Below are 25034 nucleotides of genomic sequence, written 5' to 3'. Positions count from 1 at the left end.
AACAAAGTAATTATGGATATTTACTAAAGTAATTAAAAAGTGTGTCGATAAGTGAGGGAATTTAAAAAATCTCTTATGTTTCAGGAAGAAAACATGTTTTCAAAAAAACTATCGCTTACTTTATCGGCTCTTTTTACTTTATCACTTAGTGCATGCTCTACTCACCCAGTTTATAACGGCCACGCTTCGCATAATAATATTGGCCATCACAATAGCCATAATCGTTACACAAACGTTCATCAGCCACGCGTAAATAACTGGCAGTTCCCAGAAAATAACTACCGCCCTATTAACAGCAGTAAATTATTAAGTAACTATACAGAACAATTAGCAATGAAGCTGATTGAAAATATGAACTACATCAACAGTGGAACGCCTGTTGCAATTACTTCGTTTGTGAACTTAGATGACAATTTACAAACCACAAATATATTTGGTAATCACTTGGCTGAAAGCTTTATTACTGAAATGCAGGAGTTTGGCTTATCGGTAGTTGATTACAAACACACAGGCGCTGTGCATGTAACCCCGTTAGGTGATTTCTCTTTTAGTCGTAATGGTAAAGAAATTAAAGGTTACCCACATATTGAATACACTTTATCAGGCACTCTAACTTACACGAATCGTGGTGTAATAGTTAACGCTCGTATTATTGGGGCAAAGTCTAAAGTAGTGGTCTCATCGGCTAAAGGATTTATCCCAAGCTTTGTTGTTGAGTCACTTTATCCAACTCGTAGAACTGATGGCATTGTTTTAGACGCGGTGCTTTAAAACAAAAAAGGGTTAACTTAAATGTTAACCCTTTTTTTGAATTTTTAGCTTCACGCTTCTTTGACTTTAGGCTGTCGGTAGAGCTTTATAATATGATACATATTTACCAGCGCTAATAAGCCATTAGTAAACGCAACAGGCACTGCACCAATAGCCACACCGTAAATAGTAAATACAATACAACCAAACATATTATACCAACGCAGTTTTACTACATCGGTCATTGTTAACGATGCAACCAAGAAAGCTGATGCAATATAACCTAAATATTCCCAACTCAATTGTTCTCTCCTACCCTTTAGGTTAGCATTACGCTAATGCTAACGTGTGGCACTTGTCAGTGTTACAACGTTTAATACCAATGCGCAATAATACTCAATCATTTTATGGGGCTAAACGTGTCGCTACCTGCGTTAAAAAATGCTCATTTACGACTGCATGGATGCAGAAGGTAGAGCAATGCAGAAGCAATTGCCGAGAACGACTAAATAGCGATTTTTTGCCTAGCTATCAACACGTTTTCCTAGCCTTAAAATTGATCACTTAATTAGGCTGTTTGGTATAAAATAAAAAACTAACTTGCTTAAAAAACCTTAAAAAGTATATTGGTTGTAGCCAATAGCTTCCTAAATCATTACACGGGAAATGAAGGTATTACGTACTTAGCAAGGCTAAATACACTAGCAAGTTAGCGTAAATTCTTAGAGCCTTAATAATATCGTCATTAAGGTGTAATAAATAGGACAATTGTCCGAAGAGCATATTGATGTTTCAATACCATTTTTCTAGTTACCTTGTTGAACAATTACTCACTTTTGCAGGGAGTAGCTATCAACAATCAAAAAAAGAAGTGCTGATCCACCAAGATCAACCACTTAGTAAACTTGTGCTGGTGCGCAGCGGTACTATTTCATTTAGTTATGACGTAGGTAACGGACGCCGCCTATTATTAGGCCAATTAGATTGCAACAACACCCTAATTGGTGAAATAGAAGCACTAAACAATAACCCATGTATTTATACGGTCACCTGTTTTAGCGATGTAACCTATAATTTAATAGAGCTTCGCCACTGGCGAGCATTACTACTCGAAAAGCCAGAGCTGAGCTTATATACCGCGCAAACCATTGCGGCTAAGTTTCAAGAAAACCAAAAAATTAATTTAGATAAGTTACTGCTGCCTTTAAGCTACAACATAGCTAAAGACTGCTTACTACGCGCCGAGAACAATAACCCAACGCTACTGCGCGCATACCCAACCGTTAATGCCGAAGCAGAGCGCTTTGCAACCACTGAGCGAGCTTATCGCCGCGTAGTAACCGAGCTTGTTGAAAAAGGCTTAGTGCAGCGCAGCTCCCATGGGCTAAAAGCGGTCGATACACAAAGTTTAAGTGATTACGTAGACAGTTTTGCGCAGCTGTAAAAATTCATAGACACAAAAAAAGGCCGTAATGGCCTTTTTTAGTTTTTATGGTATTTATTAGGACTGCGCTATAGCAGCAATTTATTTAAAACGAGTACACAAACATGCCCCCGCGCAAATAAACTCCTACTTAACGCTTAGGCAATTACTTATCTAATAAAATATCTTGGATATTTACTAAATCAGATTTACCTTCAATTATTTCATCTGGCGTTAAACCCGATAACTCATGCGGGAACACTAACCACTCTTCTGACTCATGAATAAAGTAATCTGGCACCATCTCTACTTTTGAGTTTTTAGGCTTATAGTACGGACATGCCACACGAATATCGCGTGGTAAGTTTAAGCGCATAAGCTCAGAAAGCTTTTCTTTTAGTGCAAATATACTGCGGCCAGAATCAAACACATCATCAACAATAAGCAGTGAGTCACCAGCATTAGCGTTTTCTACAATGTAGTGTAGGCCGTGTACTTTTATTTCTTTAGATTGCTTGCCAATACCGTAATAAGACGACGTACGCACCGCAATGTGATCAGTCTCAATGCCTTTGTAATCGTAGTATTCTTGCACAGCAATACCAATAGGTGCACCACCTCGCCAAATACCAATTATAAAGTCTGGACGAAAGCCATCTTTATAAACTTGTGCCGCTACGCGGAATGAATCTTCAAGTAGCTGTTGAGCTGTGATGTAGCACTTATCTGACATAGTTTAGAACCCCAGTGGTGAGTATAACATTTGAGTGTAGGCACTTTAGCCAATAATTAAACACCCAAACAGGTATTGGCGAAGGATTTTACCGTAAATAAAAATAAATTGCTTGCCTGCAAATAGCAAAATAGGCACCAATTGGTGCCTATTTTATGTATTAAACGCCTAGTTACGTACTATTAAGCTTTTTCTAACAATGTACGTGCCACTGTGCGCATACCTTGCGTAGTTGCACCTGCAGCCCATTGGCTAGTGCTACCCATATTAAATGCTGCAGCTAAATCAATGTGTACCCAACCTTTACCATCGTTTGGTACAAAGCGAGATAAAAAGCCTGCTGCATTTGATGCGCCGCCGTAACCGCCACCTTTTTGAGCGCGGCTATTTGCCGTATCAGCATATGGAGATGGGCAGTTTTGCTGGTGCCATTTTTCAAGCGGAAGAGGCCATGCAGCTTCCATTTCTTGCGATGCAAAGTCTTCTACTTCGCGTACCAGCTCTTTATCCAGGGCAAATAATGCGTTGTACTCTTGACCTACAGCAACGAGTGCAGCACCGGTTAGTGTTGCCGCATCTATAATTAGCTCTGCGCCAGTTTCGCCTGCAGCCATTAGACCATCAGCAAGCACTAAACGCCCTTCAGCATCGGTGTTTACAATTTCAACGGTTGTGCCATTTTTGTAGGTTAAAATATCACCTAGTTTGTAAGCGTGGCCCGAAATTAAGTTCTCTGCACAGCATAAAAACAGCTTAATGCGTTTTTCTATACCGCGGTTAATAGCCAGTGCTAAACCCGCTGTTACCGTTGCCGCGCCACCCATGTCGCACTTCATTCCTAGCATACCTTCGCTAGATTTAATTGAGTAACCACCAGAGTCAAACGTAATACCTTTACCTACAAGCGCAGCGCTTACCGGTGCGTTTTCATCGCCTGTTGGGTTGTAATCAAGCTCAAGTAAAACAGGTGGACGCTCAGAGCCTCGGCCCACAGCATGAATACCAATCCACTGTTGCTCTAATAACGCATCGCCTTTAATAATTTGATAGCTTACGTGTTCAGGCGCTAACGATTGAATAAATTCGGCGGCTTTTTCAGCAAGGCTTTCAGGGTAAATGTCATCGGCTGTACCGTTTACCATTTCTCGTGCCCACGTAGCTGAGGCTTTTAAATGCGCAAGCTCGTTTAGATCTGATTGTGCGTTATCAACAAATTCAACACCATGTAATGATTTAGGTGTTACAAACCCTTGGTAAAAAGCCCATTGGCTTTCTGTGCACCAAGTATCGCCCGCAAGCTCAACCTGTTTAACACCTTGGCTTGCAATTGTTCGCGCCGCTTTTTGAACATTTTTTAATGTTTCTTGCTCAGATAAATGAACCGTTGCGCCTTGCTCGTTAAAAGACAACGCCGCGTTTTCGCCCCAATGGCTTGGTGCTGCTTGCTCGCTTAGTTGAACAACAAATTTTTCACTCATGTTAGAATACCCTTACACTTAAATGTGCCACCGAGTTTACTATAGTGAGTACAAGTTCCCAACAGCTTGAGATAAATAACATAAACCAACGCATCTGCAGCGTTTAGCATTGGAATTTAAATGAAATACACCCCAGCTTTACAGCCCGCCACGTTATTAAAACGCTATAAACGCTTTTTAGCCGACCTCCAACTTAACGATGGAACTGAATTTACCGCCCACTGCGCCAACACCGGTAAAATGACAGGTTGCGCAGAGCCTGGCTTTAGCGCTTATTATTCAACCAGCGATAACAGTAAACGAAAATACCCTCAGTCGTTAGAGCTCACTCAAAACACCCTCTCGCAGCTAATATGTGTTAATACCGCCGTGGCAAATAAAGTGGTCGAAGAGGCTATCAACAACCAGGTTATTACAGAGCTTAACGGCTATGAGCAGCTTCAAAGTGAAGTAAAATACGGCAGCGAAAACAGCCGTATCGACTTTTTACTCACCGGCGACAATAAACCCGCTTGCTATGTAGAGGTAAAGTCAGTCACTTTGTTAAGTGAAAGCGCGCCACAAAGTGGGCAAGGCTACTTTCCGGATGCGCAAACCGTGCGTGGGCAAAAACACATTCGCGAATTAATAGAAATGATCGAACAAGGCCACCGCGCAGTATTACTGTTCGCTGTTTTGCACCAAGGTATTAATACGGTGAGTGCAGCAAGCCACATAGATAAAAAATACAGCGACTTATTAAACCACGCGATTAAAAAAGGTGTGGAGGTATACGCTTATAAGGCATCTATTTCGCCAAGTGAAGTAACGCTTAGTGAGAAAGTGGCCTTTAAATAAAAAATTTAACTTGCTTTTAAACTTTATGCCCATATAACTAGGCAAGTTTAAATACCGAAATAACGATTAATAAAGCATCAAAATTAAAATATGAGCCTTTTTAGTCAACACACTGGTTAAAGCTAATTCGATTAATTAAAAAATAAATTTGCCTAGGGTATAAGATTCTGCTATTTATACCGCCGGCTAATGCTGAGGCATTAAATTAAGGATTTAGGAGAGAGTTATGCCAGACCAACAAAGACATGGTTTATTGGCTCAAGCCGGTTTAGAACCATACCAAGAAAAGCCGGGCGAAGAGTATATGAATGAAGCACAACGTGCTCATTTTAAAGCGATTTTAGAAGCGTGGCGTAACGACTTACGTAATGAAGTTGACCGCACGAAATCGCATATGCAAGACGAAGCTGCCAACTTTCCTGATCCAGTTGACCGCGCTGCGCAAGAAGAAGAGTTCTCTTTAGAACTTCGTACTCGCGACCGCGAACGTAAACTGATCAAAAAAATTGAAAAAACAATTATCTTAATTAAAGAAGATGATTTTGGCTTTTGTGAGTCATGCGGAATCGAAATTGGTATTCGTCGTTTAGAGGCGCGTCCAACTGCAGATTTATGCGTAGACTGTAAAACCCTTGCAGAAATTAAAGAAAAACAAGCTGGGCGCGGTTAATTAAAATTAGTTAACTATGTCTCCTACAGCCGTTACCACGCCAAAGCGTGACTATCGCGGTCGATTTGCACCGTCTCCTTCTGGGCCACTTCATTTTGGCTCACTTGTGGCGGCTGTGGGCAGCTACCTTGATGCTAAAGTAAATCAGGGTAAATGGTTAGTGCGCATTGAAGATATAGACACCACCCGCGTGGTTAAAAATGCCGACACCCATATTCTAAATACCTTACAAGCCTACGGCCTTTACTGGGACGAATCCGTTGTTTATCAAACTCAGCGCCTACCTCTTTATCAAGAGGTAACAAATAAGCTGATCCACCAACAATGTGTATATGGTTGTCGCTGTTCTCGCAAACAAATAAAAGCCATGGGTGGCATTTACCAAGGTCACTGCAAAACGCTTAACTTATCAACAGAGCAAGTCGCACTTCGTCTTAGCCAGCAGCACCCAACATGCCATTTTAACGATTTGATTCAAGGCGATATTACTGTAAATAGTGCATTAGCCCATGAAGATTACATAATAAAGCGCAGCGACGGATTATTTGCCTACCAGCTAGTGGTGGTTATTGATGACATTGAGCAAGGTATTAATCGTGTGGTACGTGGCGCCGATTTAATCGAGCCTACAGCAAGGCAAATCAGTTTATTTAAACAGCTTAATGCGCCCATCCCCCAATACGCACATTTACCCCTTGTGGTGGCCGAGCCTGGTTTTAAACTCTCTAAACAAAATTATGCGCCCGCTATTAGCACAGACAACCCAAAGCCCGCGCTTATTGATGCGTTTGAATTTTTAAACTTACCTGTACATAGCCAATTGAATGATTTGTCTGTAGAGCAATTAATGGCGTGGGCTATTAACGAATTTAGCTTAACAGCGGTGCCAAACATACCCGAAATTCAAATTTCGCAAGGTCAGCATCCAAACAGCACTAAATTTACGCATTTAAGCAAATAAAAAACTTAAAAACGGCTTAATTTCAGTCCATCAACTTAATTTTTATACCGCGCTGGTATATGATAGCCGCCTAAATAGAGGCTATTTACAATAAATATAAAGCACCGCACTATAATACCTAATTTATGTGCTTTTGATTGCGATGACCAGCCAATCATCATTTCTGTAGGAGACAGATTATTATTTCCAAGCTTTTTCAATTTTGCAGGCAAATAATCGGCCCAAATGCCGATGTGCAAAGCACTCAAACAAGTGATGAACCGGTTGTTGTAACACGCGGCGAACATGGTATTTCACGTAAACAATTTAGCCCAAATGCAATCAAAGTACTTTACCGTTTAAAAGACGGTGGTTACGACGCTTACCTTGTAGGTGGTTGTATTCGCGATATATTGTTAGGTCAACAACCAAAAGACTTTGACGTTGTTACCAATGCCACCCCAGAGCAAGTAAAAAAACTATTTAGAAATTGCCGCCTAATTGGCCGTCGTTTTCGCTTAGCACATATTGTTTTTGGTCGCGAAATTATAGAAGTAGCCACCATGCGCGGGCACCACGAAGCGCAAGAAGATAAAAACCAAATTAGCCAATCAAGCGAGCACGGGCAGTTACTGCGCGATAACGTGTTTGGTAGCATTGAAGAAGACGCCGAGCGCCGTGATTTTTCTATCAACGCGCTGTATTACTCTATTAACGATTTTTGTATATACGATTACGCCAATGGCTTAGCGGCCATACAAGCAAAACAAATTGAGTTAATTGGCGACCCAGAAACACGCTACCGCGAAGACCCTGTACGTATGCTACGTGCGGTACGCTTTGCAACCAAGCTTGATATGAGCATAGCGCCAAAAAGCGAAAAGCCAATTACTGCGCTTGCCAGCCTACTTGATAACATACCGCCAGCGCGTTTATTTGAAGAAGTTCTAAAGCTGTTTTTAAACGGTAAAGCCGAAGCTAACTATTTAATGCTACGCCAATACGGCTTATTTAAGTCGTTATTTCCGGTGCTTGATAAAATTTTAGATAAAAACCCTGACGGCTTAGAAGCGGCGTTTATTCAGCAAATGTTTCAAAACACCGATAAACGCATTAATGCAGATAAAAAAGTAACGCCTGCGTTTATATTTGCTGCTTTAATGTGGTTTCCGCTGCTTGAGCGCACAACTAAAATTAAACAACAAGAACAGCTGTCTTACTTTGATGCCTTTGCTCAAGCCATGAATAAAGTACTGAGCGAAAATGCCCAGCATATAGCAGTACCTAAACGCTTTACCTTAGGCGCACGCGACATTTGGCATATACAGCAACGCTTAGATAAACGTGCCGGCCAACGCGCTTACAGACTTACCCAGCAGCCACGATTTAAAGCCGCTTATGACTTTTTATTATTACGAGTGGATGCCGGTGAGCACCAACATAGTGAGCTTGCCCAGTGGTGGACACAATACTTGAGCCTAGATATTAATGGCCAAAAAGAAATGGTAAAAAACCTAGGCCACCAAGGTGGACCAAAACCACGTAAACGTCCGCGCCGCCGCACCACTAAAAAGCCAGCCGAGTAATTGCATGCAGTGTGTATATTTGGGTTTAGGTGCCAACCTAAACTCACCCAAAGAGCAGCTTGATAACGCCGTTTGTGCGCTTAAAAAGCTGCCTCATTGTGAATTTATAAGTGTATCGCATTACTATGCAAGCAAACCAATGGGCCCACAAGATCAACCCGACTATGTAAATGCCGTAGCGTGTATTAAAACCGCGCTTGAACCTGAGCAATTACTTGATTTAACTCAAGCCATAGAGCTTGAACATGGGCGGGTAAGAAAAGCCGAACGTTGGGGGCCGCGTACGCTCGATATAGACACCTTACTGTTTGGTCAGCAAGTGATTAATACTCAGCGCTTAACTGTGCCACATTATGGCCTGTGCGAACGTGAGTTTGTAGTTTACCCTTTACTTGAGCTTGCCCCAGAACTGATTTTACCAAGCGGCATTGCATTAAAAACCATTGCGCAAGACTTACCGCTCAACGACTTACAACAATTACCTCTGTAATTAACCAAGGCTTATGCCTGCGAGGATATTATGTCTAAAATAACCGTTTCTACTTTAAATAAAATGAAAGCAGAAAATAACAAAATCACCGCATTAACCGCTTACGATGCCAGTTTTGCTAAGTTATTTCATGATAACGGTGTGGACGTTATTTTAGTTGGCGACTCTTTGGGCATGGTGCTGCAAGGTGGCGACGATACCCTAGGCGTAACCAATCAAGATATAGCCTATCATACCCGCTGTGTACGCGGCGGCAGCCGTGAGCTTTTTGTAATAGCCGATATGCCCTTTATGAGCTATTCAAACGTTAGCGACACCTGTAAAAATGCAGCAGAGTTAATGCGTGCAGGCGCTAATATGGTAAAACTTGAAGGCGGTGAATGGCTTTACGACAGCATTAAAAGTTTAACGCAGCAAGGGATTCCTGTTTGTGGCCATTTAGGATTAACGCCGCAATCAGTACACGTATTTGGTGGCTTTAAAATTCAAGGCCGCGAAGACGACAAAGCGCAAAAAATGATTGATGATGCAAAAGCCCTAGAAGCCGCAGGTGCTCAATTATTAGTGCTTGAGTGTATCCCAAGTGTTCTCGCTAAACGCATTACCGATGCCGTCACCATTCCTACCATAGGTATTGGCGCAGGTAATGTAACGGATGGCCAAATACTGGTAATGCACGACTTAGTCGGTATTTCGGCAGGATACATTCCTAAATTTTCTAAAAACTTTTTACTGGAAACTGGCAACATGCCAGATGCAGTTAAAAAATATTGTTCAGACGTTAAAAGTGGTGCATTTCCAAGCGCCGAACATGAGTTTAAATAATGCAGTCAATTACTGAAATTAAATCATTACGTAGTCAAATTAAAGCTTGGCGCCAAGCAGGTTTAAGCGTGGCTTTAGTGCCAACCATGGGCAACTTGCACCGCGGCCACTTTTCACTAGTTGAAAAGGCAAAAACAATGGCCGATAAGGTGGTTGTGAGTATTTTTGTCAACCCAATGCAGTTTGGTGCCAACGAAGATTTAGATAGCTACCCACGTACATTAAACGAAGACAAACAAGGCTTAGCCGACTTAAATACCGATATTGTGTTTACCCCAAGCGTAGACACCATTTACCCAAATGGGCTTGGTGAGCAAAGCTTTGTAGATGTACCAGGCGTATCTATGGGGTATTGTGGCGGCACGCGCCCAGGACACTTTAGAGGCGTAGCCACGGTAGTGACTAAGTTATTTAATTTAGTACAACCAGATTATGCATGCTTTGGCGAAAAAGATTTTCAGCAGCTGCAAGTGATTAAAACCATGGTACGCGATTTATCAATTCCGGTTGAAATTGTTGGTGTACCGACCATGCGTGAAGTTTCAGGCCTAGCTATGAGCTCGCGAAATGGCTATTTATCTGCAGAGCAAAAAGCCACGGCTACCGCATTATTTAAAACACTAAACAGCTGCGCTGAGCAGCTCAAAGCAGGTAATACCGATTACAAAGCACTTGAGCAAAGCGCACAGCTTAGTTTAGAGCAAGCCGGCTTAAAGCCAGATTATTTTGAGATAGCTCAACGAGATACATTAAAAGCTGCTACACTTGATGATACACAACTTGTTATTTTAGCTGCCGCCTTTTTAGGCAATGTTAGATTAATCGACAACTTACAAGTTGAGATTTAACAAAAGCGCAGTTCAACGTTAAGGATAAGCATGCAAACATTTATTAAAACGAGTGCCCTCGCCCTTTCATTTTCATTGTTAGCAGCTTGCCAAAATCAAGTGAAAAACCCTGAGTTAAACCAATGCGCACAACAAAACTATCAGTGCGAAAATAGTTGCGATCAGCAATCGATTGACAAAGGGTTAAAACAGCAAGTGTGCTCTGCCAAGTGTGTAGAGAGCTATAATCAATGTAAAGCACAAGCGCAAAAGCTGACTGATCTGTAATCGCTTTTTAGTAAGTTAATCTGTTTTACGCTTTAAAATTTTACACACAAAAAAACCGCTCATTGAGCGGTTTTTTTATTGGTTGGGTTTAAATTATAAACCTAACTTTTTAAGCTCTGCTTCTACTAACTTAGCAGATAGTGGTACGTAACCATCTTTTTCAACGATTTTTTGACCGTCTTTAGAAAGTACCATTTTTAAGAACTCAGCTTCAATTGGTGAAAGCGGCTTATTAGGGTGCTTGTTCACGTAAACGTATAAGAAACGAGAAAGTGGGTATTTACCTTTAGCAACATTATCAAGCGTTGCATCTACGTAGTTAGTGCCTTTTTTAGATAAAGGAACCGTACGTACACCCGACGTTTTGTAACCAATGCCTGAGTAACCAATCGCGTTTAATGAAGATGAGATTGACTGTACAACAGAGGCTGAACCTGGTTGCTCATTTACGTTGTTACGAAAGTCACCTTTACACAGTGCTTTCTTTTTAAAGTAACCGTAAGTACCTGATACAGAGTTACGTCCGTATAATTGAATGTCTTTTGCAGCCCAGTCGCCTGTTAGGCCAACATCGCTCCAGCGGTTTACTTGCTCAGACGCACCACATTTACGAGTAGATGAAAAAATAGCATCTACTTGGTCAATACGTAAGCCTTCAATTGGGTTATCTTTGTGTACAAATACCGCTAATGCATCAATCGCTACACGCACTTCTGTAGGCTTGTAACCGTAGCGTTTTTCGAACGCTTCGATTTCTTTTGATTTCATTTTACGGCTCATAGGACCCATGTTAGAGGTGCCTTCGGTAAGCGCTGGTGGAGCAGTAGACGAACCTGCCGCTTGAATTTGAATATTTACATTTGGGTAAATACGTTTGTACTCTTCAGCCCAAAAAGTCATCATGTTAGCTAAAGTATCAGAGCCTACAGATGAAAAGTTACCTGAAACGCCGTTAATTTTTTGATATTCAGGAATTGCGTCGTCAAGAGCAACAGCCTGTGCAGATACTAATGTTGTAACAGCCACACCCATTGCGGCAACTAAGTTTTTAAATTTCATGCGGGGTTCTCCGATTTGTTCGTCCCATTTCCTAACTGTCGTCTACTGTAAAGTGAGTAGATGACAGTTACATTACTCTTAAATGACACTTTTATGACTTTGTTTTTTATTGCCTTTAACTTGCTAAGTTAACAAGCTTATCCTTTGAAAAGTCGAAAGAAAAACACGAGCCTTTACCAAGCTCACTGCTTATATTTAATTTACTATCGTGGCGTGTAAGCACATGTTTAGTAATTGCTAAGCCTAAACCTGAGCCACCGGTTGTGCGACTCCTTGCTTTATCTACGCGGTAAAAGCGCTCAGTTAAACGATTTATATGCTCTGGTGCAATACCATCGCCATTATCATTTACGCTAAAGTGCGCAAGCCCCTCTTTACGCTGCCAGGTAACAACAATTTTTCCGCCCGCTTTAGTGTAATGTATAGCGTTAAACACTAAATTAGAAAATGCACTGCGTAGCTCATCTTCAGAGCCTTTAATATCAAGCTCATTATCTATATCAAAAATAAGCTCATGGCCTTTATCTTGGTTTATAGACTGCGCTTCGGTTTTAATGTAGTTGAGCATTTGCGGCACATTTATGGCTTTGTCGTTGTCTTGCCTGCGCGCCCCTTCAATACGCGAAAGAGATAAAAGCTGATTAACTAAGCTGTCCATACGCTTACATTGCTCAAGCATGGTATTTTGCGCTTTATTCCACATTGCAGGCGGTGGCATCATATCGCCATCCATCATCTCAAGGTAGCCAGTAACAACCGTAAGCGGCGTACGCAGCTCATGCGATACATTGGCAACAAAGTCTTTGCGCATTTGCTCTAGTTGCTTTAGGCGTGTTACATCACGTACTACCACCATAAGCTGCGTGTTGGCATACGGCATTACCCTAAATTCAAGCACTTGGTCAACAATATGCCCGTTATCAAGCTCTAATGGCTCATCAAATTCACCCCGCAGCATGTACTTGGCAAATTTAGGTTCGCGTATTAGGTTATCTAGGCGCTGGCCATGATCGGTCGGCCATTGTAGCCCCAATACTTTAAGTGCAAGTTGGTTACACCAAACAATGCTTAAATCACTTTGCAACACCACTACGGCATCGGGTACGGCTTCAGCTCCATCGCGAAAGCGACGAATTAAATCGGCCAGTTCATTGCGTTTTTTACGATTACGGTGCTGTAAATGATAAATGCCTTCAAATACTTGTTCCCACGCACCCTCGCCCTCTGGTGGGTTAAAGCTACGTTGATTTAAAAGCCAATCGCTTAAGCGATAAAGTTGATGATAATGCCAGACTAAAAGAGAAGAAGTGCCTAAAAATAAAAGCAAAAAAGGTGCACCAATAAGCACACCAACTAATAACAGGGGTAAAAAATAGATAAACAGACGTTTTACTAACGCCTGTTTATTAATAACTCGATACATACACTCACTTTACCTTTGAGTAGTAATTTATGCGTACTCACACCCTAGCTGCGGTACCTTATAATTTACTAGAAAAACGATAACCTGCACCACGTACTGTTTGTACTAAGCGATCATGCCCCAGTGGTGCAATCGCTTTGCGTAAACGACGTATGTGCACATCAACTGTACGGTCTTCTACGTACACATTAGTTCCCCAAACATGGTCAAGCAGTTGCTCACGGCTATAAACACGCTCTGGGTGAGTCATAAAAAAATGTAATAATCTAAATTCGGTTGGGCCCATATCAAGCTCGCTTCCCTCAGAGGTAACGCGGTGCGATATTGGGTCTAAACGCAAGCCATGTACTTCTATGGCTTCTTCTAATGAGGTAGGCGATACACGGCGAATAACCGCTTTAATACGAGCCATTAACTCTTTAGGAGAAAAAGGTTTAGTGACGTAGTCATCTGCCCCTACTTCTAGGCCGCGTACTTTGTCTTCTTCTTCGCCGCGGGCTGTAAGCATAATGATTGGAATTTGGCGTGTGTATTCACTTTGCTTAAATTGCTTAGCAATTTGAATACCGCTACCGCCTGGTAACATCCAATCGAGTAAAACCATATCTGGGTATGGTTCAACCATAGCTGCAATTGCAGAATCGTAATCTTCTGCTTCAATTGCTTGAAATCCATTTTGCTCTAAAACAAAAACTAACATCTCTCTGATAGGAGCTTCATCATCTACGACTAGTACTTTACGTGACATTCCAAATTATCTCTTACGCTATCGAATTAGTTTTCATTATTATGACTAAGTATGACATTTTTATGAAAGTGTAACGTGTAAATTAAAATCCTGGTAAAAAAACACAAAATAGTGACAAAAAACCTCATTAACGTCATATTTTTAAAACTATTTTGCAAATTACGGTTAATCAAAACATATTTACAAAAAGATGACAGTTTTATTTCTAAGTAGATACTCATGGCGGGATCATTACTTTACTAACACAGTATAAAAACCAGATACGAAACTGAGTTTGCACTGGAAGATGTGATTACGTGGTTAAAAATAGATCTGTTTTTTACTAAGCAGCCTATAAAAAGATCAGATTTTTACTAAGCCGATCGGATTTGGGATCACGGTTATACTTAGTCAAACAACTAAGCACCTGATCTATTGTACAAATAAAAAACAACCTGATTGATTGAGCACCTAACGTCGCGTAAATTTATGCGCTAGTTGGTAAATAAATGATCCAAATGCGGGGCGGTTAGTAAATCAGTGATCCCATTTTATTAAGTTGGTACAACAGTGATCCCAGTGCCTTGCGGTATAAAAAAACCAGCTGGGTTACGCCAGCTGGTTTTTATAACGCTATTTATTAATCAAAGATCATTATTTAATTTGTGGGTCTAACTCACCACTTAAATATTTAAGGTGCATGTCATCAAGTGAAATTGGCTTAATTTTACCTGCTTGACCAGCTGTACCAAACGCGTTGTAACGCGCAACACAAATCTCTGTCATTGCTTTAGTTGCTTCTGCTAGGTATTTACGCGGATCGAAGTTAGAGGGGTTAAGCGCCATATGACGGCGAATAGCACCGGTAGAAGCCAGGCGTAAATCGGTATCAATATTTACTTTACGTACACCGTATTTGATCCCTTCTACAATTTGCTCAACAGGTACGCCATACGTTTCAGGAATTTCGCCACCGTATTGATTTATGATCTCTAACCACTCTTGTGGTACAGACGACGATCCGTGCATTACTAAGTGCGTGTTCGGGATACGTGCGTGAATTTCTTTAATACGATCAATTGCTAAAATGTCATCTGTGGGTGGGCGCGTAAATTTGTACGCACCGTGCGATGTTCCACAAGCAATTGCCAAGGCATCAACATGGGTTTTATTTACAAAATCAGCGGCTTCTTCTGGGTCGGTAAGCATTTGATCGGTAGTTAGTTTACCTTCTGCGCCTACACCATCTTCTTCGCCCGCTTCACCGGTTTCAAGTGAGCCAAGTACACCTAGCTCGCCCTCTACCGATACACCACATGCATGTGCCATAGCCACGGTTTCGCGTGTTACTTCTACATTATATTCGTAGCTTGATGGGGTTTTTCCGTCAGTCATTAATGAGCCATCCATCATAACTGATGAAAAACCAAGTTGAATTGAGCGTTGGCAAACACCGGGTGAGGTACCGTGATCTTGATGCATTACTACTGGAATGTGCGGCCATTCTTCAACGGCTGCTAAAATCATGTGGCGGATAAATGGAGCACCAGCATAAGCACGTGCGCCTGCTGATCCTTGAACAATTACTGGGCTGTTTGTTTTATCAGCCGCTTCCATTATTGCGCGCATTTGCTCTTGGTTATTCACGTTAAAGGCAGGAACGCCGTAACCGTGTTCAGCTGCATGATCTAAAAGTTGTCGCATACTGATTAAAGCCATTGGGTATTCTCCAATTTATCGACAGCAGTCTCCTGCCATCTAGTTTGAACGGATATGTTAGTTTGACGCAATCACTGCGCCACAAAATAAAGCAATTTACACTGCTTAGTTTTGTCTTAATTAACTATTAAATAAGGGTGAGAGGTATTTAATAATTAATCGTTGGTGAGGGTTTCCCCTCACCTAATGCGGCTAAAAATTTATTATTTAGCGCGCGACTCTAGCATTTCTACTGCTGGAAGTTTTTTGCCTTCTAAAAACTCTAAGAACGCACCACCACCGGTAGAAATGTAAGATACTTTATCGGCAATGCCGTATTTATCAATTGCCGCTAAAGTGTCACCACCGCCTGCAATCGAAAACGCATTAGAATTAGCAATTGCCTGGGCAATAGCACGTGTACCATTACCAAACTGATCAAACTCAAATACGCCAACTGGGCCATTCCATACAACAGTACCGGCGTTTGCAATAATTTTTGCAAGCTGGCTGGCTGTATCAGGGCCAATATCAAAAATCATGTCATCGCTTGTTACTTCGCTTACATCTTTAAGCGTAGCGACTGCAGAGTCTGAAAATTCATTACCTACTACAACATCAGTCGGTACCGGAATTTCACCATCGTTTGCTTTAGCTGCTGCACATAAACGATTTGCTTCATCCATTAAATCTGCTTCATAAAGTGATTTACCAACCGGATGACCCGCAGCAGCAATAAAGGTATTAGCAATACCGCCACCTGTTACAAGCTGATCTACAATCGTTGAAAGCGAGTCTAAAACAGTTAATTTAGTTGAGACTTTAGAACCACCTACAATGGCCACTAATGGGCGTGCTGGGTTATCTAGTGCTTTACCTAGTGCTTCAAGTTCTGCTGATAATAACGGGCCAGCACAGGCAACACCTGCAAATAAGCCAACGCCATGAGTAGACGCTTGTGCGCGGTGAGCGGTGCCAAATGCATCCATTACATACACATCACACAGTGCAGCAAGTTGTTTTGATAAGGCTTCGTCGTTTTTCTTCTCGCCTTTATTAAATCGTACGTTTTCAAATACAACTACTTCGTTATCGGCAACTTCAACGCCGTTTAAGTAGTCTTTTTCAAGGCGTACATTTTGCTCAAGTGCATCGTTTAGGTAATCGGCTACAGGGGCAAGTGAAAATTCGTCATCGTACTTGCCTTCCGTAGGGCGGCCAAGGTGCGACATAACCATTACTTTAGCGCCTTTTTCAAGAGCTAGCTTAATAGTAGGCAGTGCAGCACGAATACGTGCATCTGAGGTCACTTTACCTGCTTTAACTGGTACATTTAAATCTTCACGAATTAATACGCGCTTGCCGTTTAAATCTAAATCTGCCATTTTTATGACCGACATAACATCTCCTTAGTTAACGATACTTGAACCTGAAAAATAAATTTTAAAATTATTATAAAATGCTTACTTAGCCATCATCGCACGTGCTGTATCTAGCATGCGATTGGCAAAACCCCATTCGTTATCACACCAAACAAGTAACTTTATCAGGCGTTTGTGACTAACACGTGTCTGCGTGCCATCAATAATACAAGAATGTGGGTCGTGATTAAAATCAACCGATACCAATGGCTCTTCGGTGTAACTTAAAATACCTTCTAAGCGGTCTTTTGCTTGGGCTTTAAGTGCCGTATTTACCGCCTTTAAATCTACATCGGCATTTACTGTAACACTTAAGTCCATTGCCGTTACGTTAATTGTCGGCACGCGAACCGCAATGGCTTCAAAGCGCCCTTCAAATTTGGGTAAAATGCGGTCTATTCCTCGTGCTAATTTTGTATCAACCGGAATAATAGACTGACTCGCAGCGCGGGTACGACGTAAATCATGATGGTACGCATCAATCACTTGTTGATCGTTCATCGACGCGTGAATAGTGGTAATAGCACCCGATTCAATGCCAAACGCATCATCTAGCACTTTAATAACAGGCACCACACAGTTTGTAGTACACGAGCCGTTAGATACAATAGTGTGCTCGTGTTTGAGCTCATCATCGTTAATGCCATACACAATGGTGGCATCTACATCGTTATCAGCTGGGTGCGAAAACAACACCTTTTTAGCACCCGCGGTAATGTGTAATTGTGCATGCTCGCGCGAGTGATAAACACCGGTACATTCAAGTACTACATCTACATCAAGGGTTTGCCAAGGCAATTCTACTGGGTTTTCTTCACAAAATAGTGCAATGGTATCGCCTGCAACGCTAATGGTGTCTTCACCAAGTTTTACAGGAAAAGAAAAACGACCGTGGGACGTGTCGTATTTTAATAAATGAGCAATAGCTTCAGGGTCAGCAAGTTCGTTAATCGCAACAATTTTTATCTCGTCGCTCAAACCTGACTCGTACAACGCGCGGACAATATTTCGACCAATACGACCAAAACCATTAATTGCAAGTTTGATTGCCATGAAATATAAAATCCACTCTCTTTACGTGCAGACAAAGGCATCGATGCCTTTTAGATGGCTGTATTGTAATCGACCTTGAACATTATTATAAGAGGGAGCGATTAGAAACTTTAAATTAACCCAAAAGTAGCTAATTTACTTGGCTACTTTTAGGCATAAAGCGAGCTTGCTTGAGTGCTTACTGTAGTGCTTTTAAAGCATTAATTATATCTTGTGGCTCTGAGCGGGTGCGGTAATCAACATCAACATAGCGCCACGTCACTTTACCTTCGCTATCTAAAACAAACGTGGCAGGGATAGGTAAAATACTGCCGTTGCCGTTATTAAGCGACTCTAAATCAAGGCCGCGGTCTTCGCGCATATGATCTAATAAAAATGCAGGTACTTGCCACGCTACGCCATAGCTTGCTGCTACATCTGCATTTTGGTCACTCAGCACGACAAAATCCATATTACGTATGTCGTTTTCGCTCATTGAGCCATCGGGCGCTTGTGGGCTAATAGCCACCAGCTGTGCGCCTAATGCGTGAATTTCAGCTAGGCGTGACTGCAATGCTTTTAGCTGTAAATTACAATAAGGGCACCAACTACCACGATAAAAAGTTATAACCACAGGCCCTTTTGCAAGTAGCTCATCTAATAAAACTTGCTCACCGTGCTGGTTCGGCAGTTCAAAGCGTGGGGCATTTTGATCTAAATTAAGTGCATTTGCCCCTTCTTGAAACGCTTTTGCCTGAGCAATGGTTTCATCAACGCCTTTCATAAAATCAGGGTTACCTTTTCGCCCTGCTGCTACTTTTGCCTCGGTTTGTGCTTTTAACGTGTTGCTTTCATCGCTCATAATACTGCTACCTTCAAATTAATCAAAAACATAAAACTAGCTTACAGTACGAACATGTATTTGAAATGAAATTATTAATTTAATCAGTTATCTCTAAATCAAACACCACGTTTATGGATGATTTAAAGCTTATTGTTGCCTGTAAATCGTTACTACGTATTTGAGGAAAAGAATTATTATCATGCTGCGCCCTGTGCATCTTGGTTATGGCTGTACTAAAACCACTGTCATAGTTGTTTTTAGTTGAGCGAATAGTGCGTACTTCACCTACTTTTGCATTGAATGAATCAGCAAGTAAATCCGCTTTTATTTTTGCATCTTCAATTGCTAACTGTGTGGCTTGCGCTTGTAATTGCTCAAATTTTGAAGATAAAAACGCAATATTTTGAATGGCATTTACTTCTTGGTTCAATAAAAAATCGGTTAAATCGCTCACACGCTCAATACTGTTTAGCGTTACTTCAAACGTTCTTATCGCTGCGTATTCGCTAAGGGCCTGATGCCCTGTTTCAATATAGTCCATTCCTGTTTTTTCAATTTTAACGTTTGAGGCAACTACGTCATCGGCGCTTATTTCAAATTGATTGAGCCCATCGATTAATAACTTCACTTTATTCTCAAGCGCGTTATTGGCGGCTTTTGGCTCATTTTTAACACTATTCACCTTAAATAGTATTTTAGCCATGTCAGGCTCAACTAATACCTCAGCAGTGCCTTGCACTGAGATATGACGATTGGCAGGTAAGCTCGAATTAGCAAAAGCGATCACAGGGAATAAGGTTAGAAGAATAGTGGTAATGAGTCTCATAATTTGTCCTGAATAAGTGCCATGCTTGGTTATGCGTCCATACTAATAAATAGCAGCCAATCGTGTTTCAGCGAATGTTTAATTACTGTGTGCTTGATGCAGCTTTTGACTTTGGCTTAATCGTTTTTTCTTTGTGTAGGTTAGGTATTAATGCTGAAATATTTTCTTGTGAAATAATAAGTAACTTATCTTGTTTATTATCATAAACAAATAAATTCCGCATTGTTGAGGCTACTATTTGAACATTTTGAAGTTGAGTTACTTTACTCTTAGCAATTGGATAATTTAATGACAAGTGATAATTCATTGTTCTTTCATTTATTATATCTTTACTGTGTGAATGCGCCAACATAGTAGGGTATGTAGATATTATAAGTGCTAAAAATAACATTAATGAGTAACTAGGTTTTAATAAATAGAACGGGTAACCAAAGCCATAATAAAGTTTTTTTAACACGGTTGTTTTACTGGGATCTGGCATGTGTCCTGAGCGCCAATTGAAATAAATAGCAGTTATAACGATGAGCGTAGTATAAAGAGTAATAAGTAAAGGATTTGAAATCAGTGCCAGTAAAAAGTCACTTATTTCAATAAAGTTGAATACATCAATCGAGAAGTTATTAAGTAAAACGTAAAGATACACGACACCTGACAAACTACCCAGTAAGTAAAGAATAGTAAGAAACACACCAAAATTATTGTGAATGTACTTTTTAACTGCTTTAAGGTCATTGTTTAACTGGTTGTAATACTTACTGGCGGCTTCAATTACCATAATAAATCCTTTTAAAATTCTTATCTTAACAAAATAATTAGTAAATGCTGTAGCTTTGTTAAATTATTGACCTCAACTGCAACTCCTTCCCACGGTTTATTTGGTAGCACTGGGCTAGTAATAATTCGGCGGTGGCCTGTGCGTCTGTAAGTGCGTTATGGCAATGATAGCTTGGTAACTCATAACGTTTGCGACACGCACTTAAGGTTAAATCATCTTGTTTTATTTCTGCGCCTTGGCAAATAAGGCGCTTTTTTTCTATGTGGAGGGTGTCGAGTATCAACTTAGGTTGTGCGTTTATATTGGAACCTTTAAGGGCTGCTTTTAAAAACCCCCAATCCAGTATGGCGTTATGAAAAACCAAAATATGGTCACTAAAATCACGGCTTAGCTGCGTTAATATAGTGTGCAGGCTTTGTCCTTTAGCAACGGTGTCGTCAATAATGCCGTGAAAAACTGGGCTTTGGTCTAAGCGTTTAACGTTTTTATTAATTAAATGCTGAGACTCACTCATTTTTATACATTGGTTATCTATTTTTACCCAGGCTACTGAGACAATTTCATGCTGGTTTACATCAAGCCCAGTAAGCTCTAAATCAATCACTAAATAGCGTTGCGTTAACGCATTTTTGCTTAATAAATTACGCCTTTTTATATACTTACTGAGCCATTTTTTTACCACAGCGCTTACCTCTTATTACAAACTGCCACGGGCAAATTTAAATGCGGCGGCTTGCTGGGCTTGTTTTACTAAGTAAAAGGCTTCTTTTAATTGGTGGCGTTCAAGTGAGGTAAGTTTATCAGGGTTTATGCAGTTACTTGGCAAACCTTCTTCGTTTATTTGCGTACTAAAACGTAACTGAGTTAAAAATCGCCAGCAATCTTTTAAATTATAAATATCGTCTTTATTTAGCAGTGAATGCTTAAGTAAAGCATCTAAACGCTCTTGGGTATTGGCGCGTTTTATTCCGGCTTTTAACGCATATAAACGCACTATGTCGTTAATGATCACCACACCACGTTTTTTTAAATCAATGTATTTATGATTATTATCATTTTTTTGCGTTTTAAGTTTATTAAACAAGCCAATAGGCACTGAACTGGCTCTTATGTCGGTTGCCATAGCAGCATAAAATAACTCATCGCGCGATATTCTGTTTAACTGCTCGCAAAAGCCGCTGTATAGAGCATTGGAGCCTTCTATAAAGCGCAAGTCAAAAAATATTTTGCAGTTAAGCATGGCGTTAGGCGTTGGGCTTTTTATCCATTTAAAAAAACGCTCGCACCACTGGCTTACACTCATTCTGCATTCATCGCTGCTGGCCATAATATTACCCGGGCAACGCCTAATGCCGCACTCTACTAACTGCTCACATACAAACTCCCCCATGTGTTTAAAGTAAGCTTGGTGTTGCTCGCTTAAGTCATCTGGGAGTAATAAGCCGTTGTCTTGATCTGAATGTAGGGTTTGCTCTTCGCGTGCTTGCGAGCCAAAACATATAAAGCAAAAGCTGGTGGGCGCTGCACCATTTTCTTCTTGAAATAAATGAATAAGACGCGAGGTAAGTGCATCGGTTAAGCCACTGAGTAATTTACCAATTAGCGATATGTCTTCTATGTTGTACGAAAAACTTCGCAGTAACTCAGGGATTTCTCCCGCATAACGTTTTAAATCGGCAATGCTGTGAGCTTTATAAATGCGGCCAATAAGCTGCACAGGGTCGCTTTTTTGCTGGCGCAGTAAATCAGTACTGGTAAGCATACCCAAAGGCTTGTGGTTTTCATCAAGTACAGGTAAATGATGAATATTGTATTTAAGCATTAAATGCAAAGCAGAAAACACCCGATTGTTTTCAAATATAAATTTAGGCTTTGCACTCATTATGCTGCTAACCGCATCTTGTGGATCGACTTCATCGGCCAGTACACGGTTGCGTAAATCGCGGTCGGTCACTACGCCAACTAAAATGGCGTGTTCGGTGATCATAATTGACGATACACCGTGTTTTTTCATTTTTTTAGCGGTTTGCCTAATACTGGCATCGGGGGCTAAGGTTATGGCGGTGCGGGTCATCAGCTCAGATATTCTGCGCTCAGACCAGCTATCGTTTTTACTTTTATAATGTGATGAAAGCAAACGATTGGCGTGCGCGCGTACAAAATACTGCTCAAACGGTTTGTATTGATGACGTAAAAAGTCAAAATGCGTTTGTGCAAGCATATACACTATGCCCTCTTTTTGTACTTGTAACCTATTTTGAATCGCCTCTCCTGTTAACAAAGAAGGATAGCCAAAGTAATCCCCCTGCGCTAAACGCTTCACTACATCGCCTTTTGCATCCACTAGGTCGTATAAACCAGAGCGAATTAAAAAAAGCTTTGGGGTTTGCGTTTGCAGCCACTGCGCTTGGTTTTCTCGGGTTAAATAAACACTATCAATATGGCTTACAAAATACTCACACGCACTGTCGTGTAGCATGCTAAATGGTGCCTGCATACACACAAACTGGGCAACTTCCTGCTGCTCTACACTCATTGCTGTACTCTTAAAAAGTATACACAAAACCTAATGTACTCATTATTTGAACAAATAAAAAGCCCGACTAAAGTCGGGCTTTTGGTGCTTTATTTTTAAGTAGGCTTAGCGCATTAATGTGCGTGTGCTTCACCTGACCCTTTAGGATTACGAATACCTTCCACCATTTGTTGTATTTCAAGCGGTGTCGATTTTGTTAATTTAAGTACGGTTGCAGCAACCACAAAGTTAATTATCATTCCCACTAAGCCAATTCCTTCGGGTGAAATACCTAAGAACCAATTTTCTGGGCTATTAAGCTCAGGGCTTACAAATTTAAAGAAGATAATATACGCAGCGGTAAAGCCTATACCGGTCACCATGCCAGCAATTGCGCCTTCTTTATTCATTGTTTTAGAGAATATCCCCATAATAATTGCCGGGAAGAAACTCGCCGCCGCTAAACCAAAGGCAAAGGCGACCACCGATGCAACAAATCCAGGCGGGTTAATCCCAAAGTAAGCCGATATAACAATGGCAATCATCGCGGCTAACCGAGCAGCTAGTAGCTCTTGTTTATCGCTTATGTCGGGTTTAAGGGTTCGTTTAAGTAAATCGTGCGACACTGAGGTTGAAATAACCAGCAATAACCCTGCTGTGGTTGAAAGCGCAGCAGCAATACCACCGGCCGCAACTAATGCGATTACCCATGCTGGTAAATCAGCAATTTCAGGGTTAGCCAGTACCATAATATCGCGGTCTACTTTTACTTCGTTTGCGCTTGTTGGGTCTTCTACCTTGCCAGCGGTGTAAAACATTTTGCCGTCGCCGTTTTTATCATTAAAGGTAATTAAACCCGTGCGTTCCCAGTTTTTGATCCACGCTGGTGCTTGAGCGTACTCTGTACCGCTACCATCCTTACCGTTAATGGTGTCAATCATGTTTACGCGTGCAAACGAGGCAACCGCCGGTGCAGTAGTGTAAACAATGGCAATAAATACCAGTGTCCACGCTGCTGAAATACGGGTATCTTTAACGCGAGGTACAGTGAAAAAGCGAACAATTACATGCGGTAAACCAGCAGTACCCACCATTAAAGCGCCGGTAATAGCAAATACGTCAATCATGCTTTTAGAGCCTTCGGTGTATTGTGCAAAGCCCAGCTCTGCGCTTAATCCGTCTAGCTTATCAAGTACATACATGCCTGAGCCATCACTCAATGTGGCACCAAAGCCGGTTTGCGGGAAGAAGTGGCCTGTCATCATCATTGAAATAAAGATAGCGGGCACAAGGTAGGCAAACACAAGCACACAGTACTGCGCTACTTGCGTGTAGGTAATGCCTTTCATGCCGCCAAGTACCGCATAAAAGAATACAATCACCATTCCAATGTAAACACCGGTTTCAATTTCTACTTCTAAAAAGCGCGAAAATACCACGCCTACGCCACGCATTTGTCCAGCAATGTAAGTAAAACAAATAAAGATTGCACACAAAATAGCAACAACACGTGCTGTTTGTGAGTAGTAACGGTCGCCTATAAAGTCAGGTACAGTGAATTTGCCAAATTTACGTAAGTAAGGCGCTAAACACATAGCGAGTAATACATAGCCGCCAGTCCACCCCATTAAGTAAACACCGCCATCGTAACCTGCAAACGAAATAATACCCGCCATTGAAATAAACGACGCTGCGCTCATCCAATCAGCTGCGGTTGCCATACCATTGGCAAGCGGAGGTACGCCGCCTCCTGCCACGTAAAACTCATTTGTAGAGCCTGCACGCGCCCAAATTGCAATGCCGATATAAAGCGCAAAACTTAAACCAACAATTATAAATGTGAGTGTTTGAACATCCATTACCTAGC

The 25034-nt window shown here is 41.2% G+C and carries 25 protein-coding genes; 10 read left to right on the top strand and 15 right to left on the bottom strand.

The genetic code is table 11. From position 1 onward, the window contains the following. Positions 1–93 precede the first annotated feature (93 nt). A complete protein-coding gene (locus SJY38_RS02185) occupies positions 94–771 on the top strand; it encodes a FlgO family outer membrane protein (protein WP_377109235.1) in 678 nt (225 codons plus the stop codon). A 50-nt stretch (positions 772–821) separates the two neighbouring features. Here SJY38_RS02185 and SJY38_RS02180 read toward each other — a convergent pair whose 3' ends face one another. Continuing rightward, positions 822–1052 carry a YgjV family protein gene (locus SJY38_RS02180; RefSeq protein ID WP_004586097.1) on the bottom strand — a complete coding sequence of 77 codons (231 nt, stop codon included), beginning with the start codon at positions 1050–1052 and terminating at the stop codon, positions 822–824. 485 nt (positions 1053–1537) lie between these two features. Between SJY38_RS02180 and SJY38_RS02175 the strand changes: the two genes are divergently transcribed. Continuing rightward, positions 1538–2194, top strand: a complete 657-nt coding sequence (locus SJY38_RS02175) for a Crp/Fnr family transcriptional regulator (protein ID WP_004586096.1) — start codon at positions 1538–1540, stop codon at positions 2192–2194. Positions 2195–2339: 145 nt separating this feature from the next. On the opposite strand, the gene SJY38_RS02170 is transcribed toward SJY38_RS02175, so the two are convergent. Both SJY38_RS02170 and pepB read right to left on the bottom strand, forming a co-directional pair. Continuing rightward, positions 2340–2906 carry a phosphoribosyltransferase gene (locus SJY38_RS02170; protein WP_004586095.1) on the bottom strand — a complete coding sequence of 189 codons (567 nt, stop codon included), beginning with the start codon at positions 2904–2906 and terminating at the stop codon, positions 2340–2342. Positions 2907–3088: 182 nt separating this feature from the next. Continuing rightward, complete coding sequence (gene pepB / locus SJY38_RS02165; RefSeq protein WP_054982768.1) at positions 3089–4384, bottom strand: aminopeptidase PepB; 1296 nt, start codon at positions 4382–4384, stop codon at positions 3089–3091. Between the two features lie 120 nt (positions 4385–4504). Between pepB and sfsA the strand changes: the two genes are divergently transcribed. From sfsA to SJY38_RS02125, 8 genes are all read left to right on the top strand, one after another. Continuing rightward, positions 4505–5221 (top strand): DNA/RNA nuclease SfsA, encoded by a 717-nt coding sequence (gene sfsA / locus SJY38_RS02160; protein WP_377109234.1) that lies wholly within the window; start codon positions 4505–4507, stop codon positions 5219–5221. 226 nt (positions 5222–5447) lie between these two features. Next, positions 5448–5891 carry an RNA polymerase-binding protein DksA gene (gene dksA, locus SJY38_RS02155; protein WP_004586092.1) on the top strand — a complete coding sequence of 148 codons (444 nt, stop codon included), beginning with the start codon at positions 5448–5450 and terminating at the stop codon, positions 5889–5891. Positions 5892–5907: 16 nt separating this feature from the next. Further along, positions 5908–6852 carry a tRNA glutamyl-Q(34) synthetase GluQRS gene (gluQRS, locus tag SJY38_RS02150; protein WP_377109233.1) on the top strand — a complete coding sequence of 315 codons (945 nt, stop codon included), beginning with the start codon at positions 5908–5910 and terminating at the stop codon, positions 6850–6852. A 233-nt stretch (positions 6853–7085) separates the two neighbouring features. Then, positions 7086–8417 (top strand): polynucleotide adenylyltransferase PcnB, encoded by a 1332-nt coding sequence (gene pcnB / locus SJY38_RS02145; protein WP_004586090.1) that lies wholly within the window; start codon positions 7086–7088, stop codon positions 8415–8417. 4 nt (positions 8418–8421) lie between these two features. Beyond that, positions 8422–8907 carry a 2-amino-4-hydroxy-6-hydroxymethyldihydropteridine diphosphokinase gene (folK, locus tag SJY38_RS02140; RefSeq protein ID WP_029773910.1) on the top strand — a complete coding sequence of 162 codons (486 nt, stop codon included), beginning with the start codon at positions 8422–8424 and terminating at the stop codon, positions 8905–8907. A 30-nt stretch (positions 8908–8937) separates the two neighbouring features. Beyond that, positions 8938–9732 carry a 3-methyl-2-oxobutanoate hydroxymethyltransferase gene (panB, locus tag SJY38_RS02135; RefSeq protein WP_024033191.1) on the top strand — a complete coding sequence of 265 codons (795 nt, stop codon included), beginning with the start codon at positions 8938–8940 and terminating at the stop codon, positions 9730–9732. Next, complete coding sequence (gene panC, locus SJY38_RS02130; RefSeq protein WP_004586087.1) at positions 9732–10580, top strand: pantoate--beta-alanine ligase; 849 nt, start codon at positions 9732–9734, stop codon at positions 10578–10580. Before panB ends, panC begins: the two co-directional genes overlap by 1 nt. Before the next feature lie 30 nt (positions 10581–10610). After that, the gene (locus tag SJY38_RS02125; protein WP_024033192.1) at positions 10611–10847 is read left to right on the top strand and encodes a hypothetical protein; all 237 of its coding nucleotides are present in this window, start codon (positions 10611–10613) and stop codon (positions 10845–10847) included. A gap of 93 nt (positions 10848–10940) precedes the next feature. Here the strand turns inward: SJY38_RS02125 and SJY38_RS02120 are convergent, their stop codons facing one another. The 12 genes from SJY38_RS02120 to SJY38_RS02065 form a co-directional block, all read right to left on the bottom strand. Beyond that, complete coding sequence (locus tag SJY38_RS02120; protein ID WP_004586085.1) at positions 10941–11906, bottom strand: PstS family phosphate ABC transporter substrate-binding protein; 966 nt, start codon at positions 11904–11906, stop codon at positions 10941–10943. Between the two features lie 115 nt (positions 11907–12021). Next, positions 12022–13329 (bottom strand): phosphate regulon sensor histidine kinase PhoR, encoded by a 1308-nt coding sequence (phoR, locus tag SJY38_RS02115; protein ID WP_377109232.1) that lies wholly within the window; start codon positions 13327–13329, stop codon positions 12022–12024. Between the two features lie 58 nt (positions 13330–13387). Further along, positions 13388–14077 (bottom strand): phosphate regulon transcriptional regulator PhoB, encoded by a 690-nt coding sequence (gene phoB, locus SJY38_RS02110; RefSeq protein ID WP_004586083.1) that lies wholly within the window; start codon positions 14075–14077, stop codon positions 13388–13390. 633 nt (positions 14078–14710) lie between these two features. Then, the gene (gene fba / locus SJY38_RS02105) at positions 14711–15775 is read right to left on the bottom strand and encodes a class II fructose-bisphosphate aldolase (RefSeq protein ID WP_004586082.1); all 1065 of its coding nucleotides are present in this window, start codon (positions 15773–15775) and stop codon (positions 14711–14713) included. Positions 15776–15978: 203 nt separating this feature from the next. Beyond that, positions 15979–17154, bottom strand: coding sequence for a phosphoglycerate kinase (locus tag SJY38_RS02100; protein WP_377109231.1), 1176 nt, complete (start codon positions 17152–17154; stop codon positions 15979–15981). A gap of 63 nt (positions 17155–17217) precedes the next feature. Beyond that, entirely contained in the window at positions 17218–18228 is a 1011-nt protein-coding gene (epd, locus tag SJY38_RS02095; protein WP_029773914.1) for an erythrose-4-phosphate dehydrogenase, read from the bottom strand. A gap of 178 nt (positions 18229–18406) precedes the next feature. Beyond that, positions 18407–19069, bottom strand: coding sequence for a peroxiredoxin-like family protein (locus tag SJY38_RS02090; RefSeq protein WP_264390037.1), 663 nt, complete (start codon positions 19067–19069; stop codon positions 18407–18409). 79 nt (positions 19070–19148) lie between these two features. Continuing rightward, a complete protein-coding gene (locus tag SJY38_RS02085) occupies positions 19149–19877 on the bottom strand; it encodes an SIMPL domain-containing protein (protein WP_377109230.1) in 729 nt (242 codons plus the stop codon). A gap of 82 nt (positions 19878–19959) precedes the next feature. After that, positions 19960–20652: a hypothetical protein gene (locus SJY38_RS02080; protein WP_377109229.1), complete on the bottom strand. Its 693-nt coding sequence runs from the start codon at positions 20650–20652 to the stop codon at positions 19960–19962. 58 nt (positions 20653–20710) lie between these two features. Continuing rightward, positions 20711–21334, bottom strand: a complete 624-nt coding sequence (locus tag SJY38_RS02075; RefSeq protein ID WP_377109228.1) for a 3'-5' exonuclease — start codon at positions 21332–21334, stop codon at positions 20711–20713. A 15-nt stretch (positions 21335–21349) separates the two neighbouring features. After that, a complete protein-coding gene (locus tag SJY38_RS02070) occupies positions 21350–23188 on the bottom strand; it encodes a DUF294 nucleotidyltransferase-like domain-containing protein (protein ID WP_377109227.1) in 1839 nt (612 codons plus the stop codon). A 113-nt stretch (positions 23189–23301) separates the two neighbouring features. Further along, on the bottom strand, positions 23302–25026 hold the full coding sequence (locus SJY38_RS02065) for a sodium:solute symporter family protein (RefSeq protein ID WP_004586075.1): 1725 nt from the start codon (positions 25024–25026) through the stop codon (positions 23302–23304). Positions 25027–25034 lie beyond the last annotated feature (8 nt).

It is taken from the genome of Pseudoalteromonas sp. R86517 (assembly GCF_042466295.1).
Lineage (GTDB): Bacteria > Pseudomonadota > Gammaproteobacteria > Enterobacterales > Alteromonadaceae > Pseudoalteromonas > Pseudoalteromonas atlantica.
Note: the sequence above shows the minus strand (reverse complement) of the source record. Positions and strands in the feature narration are given on the sequence as shown.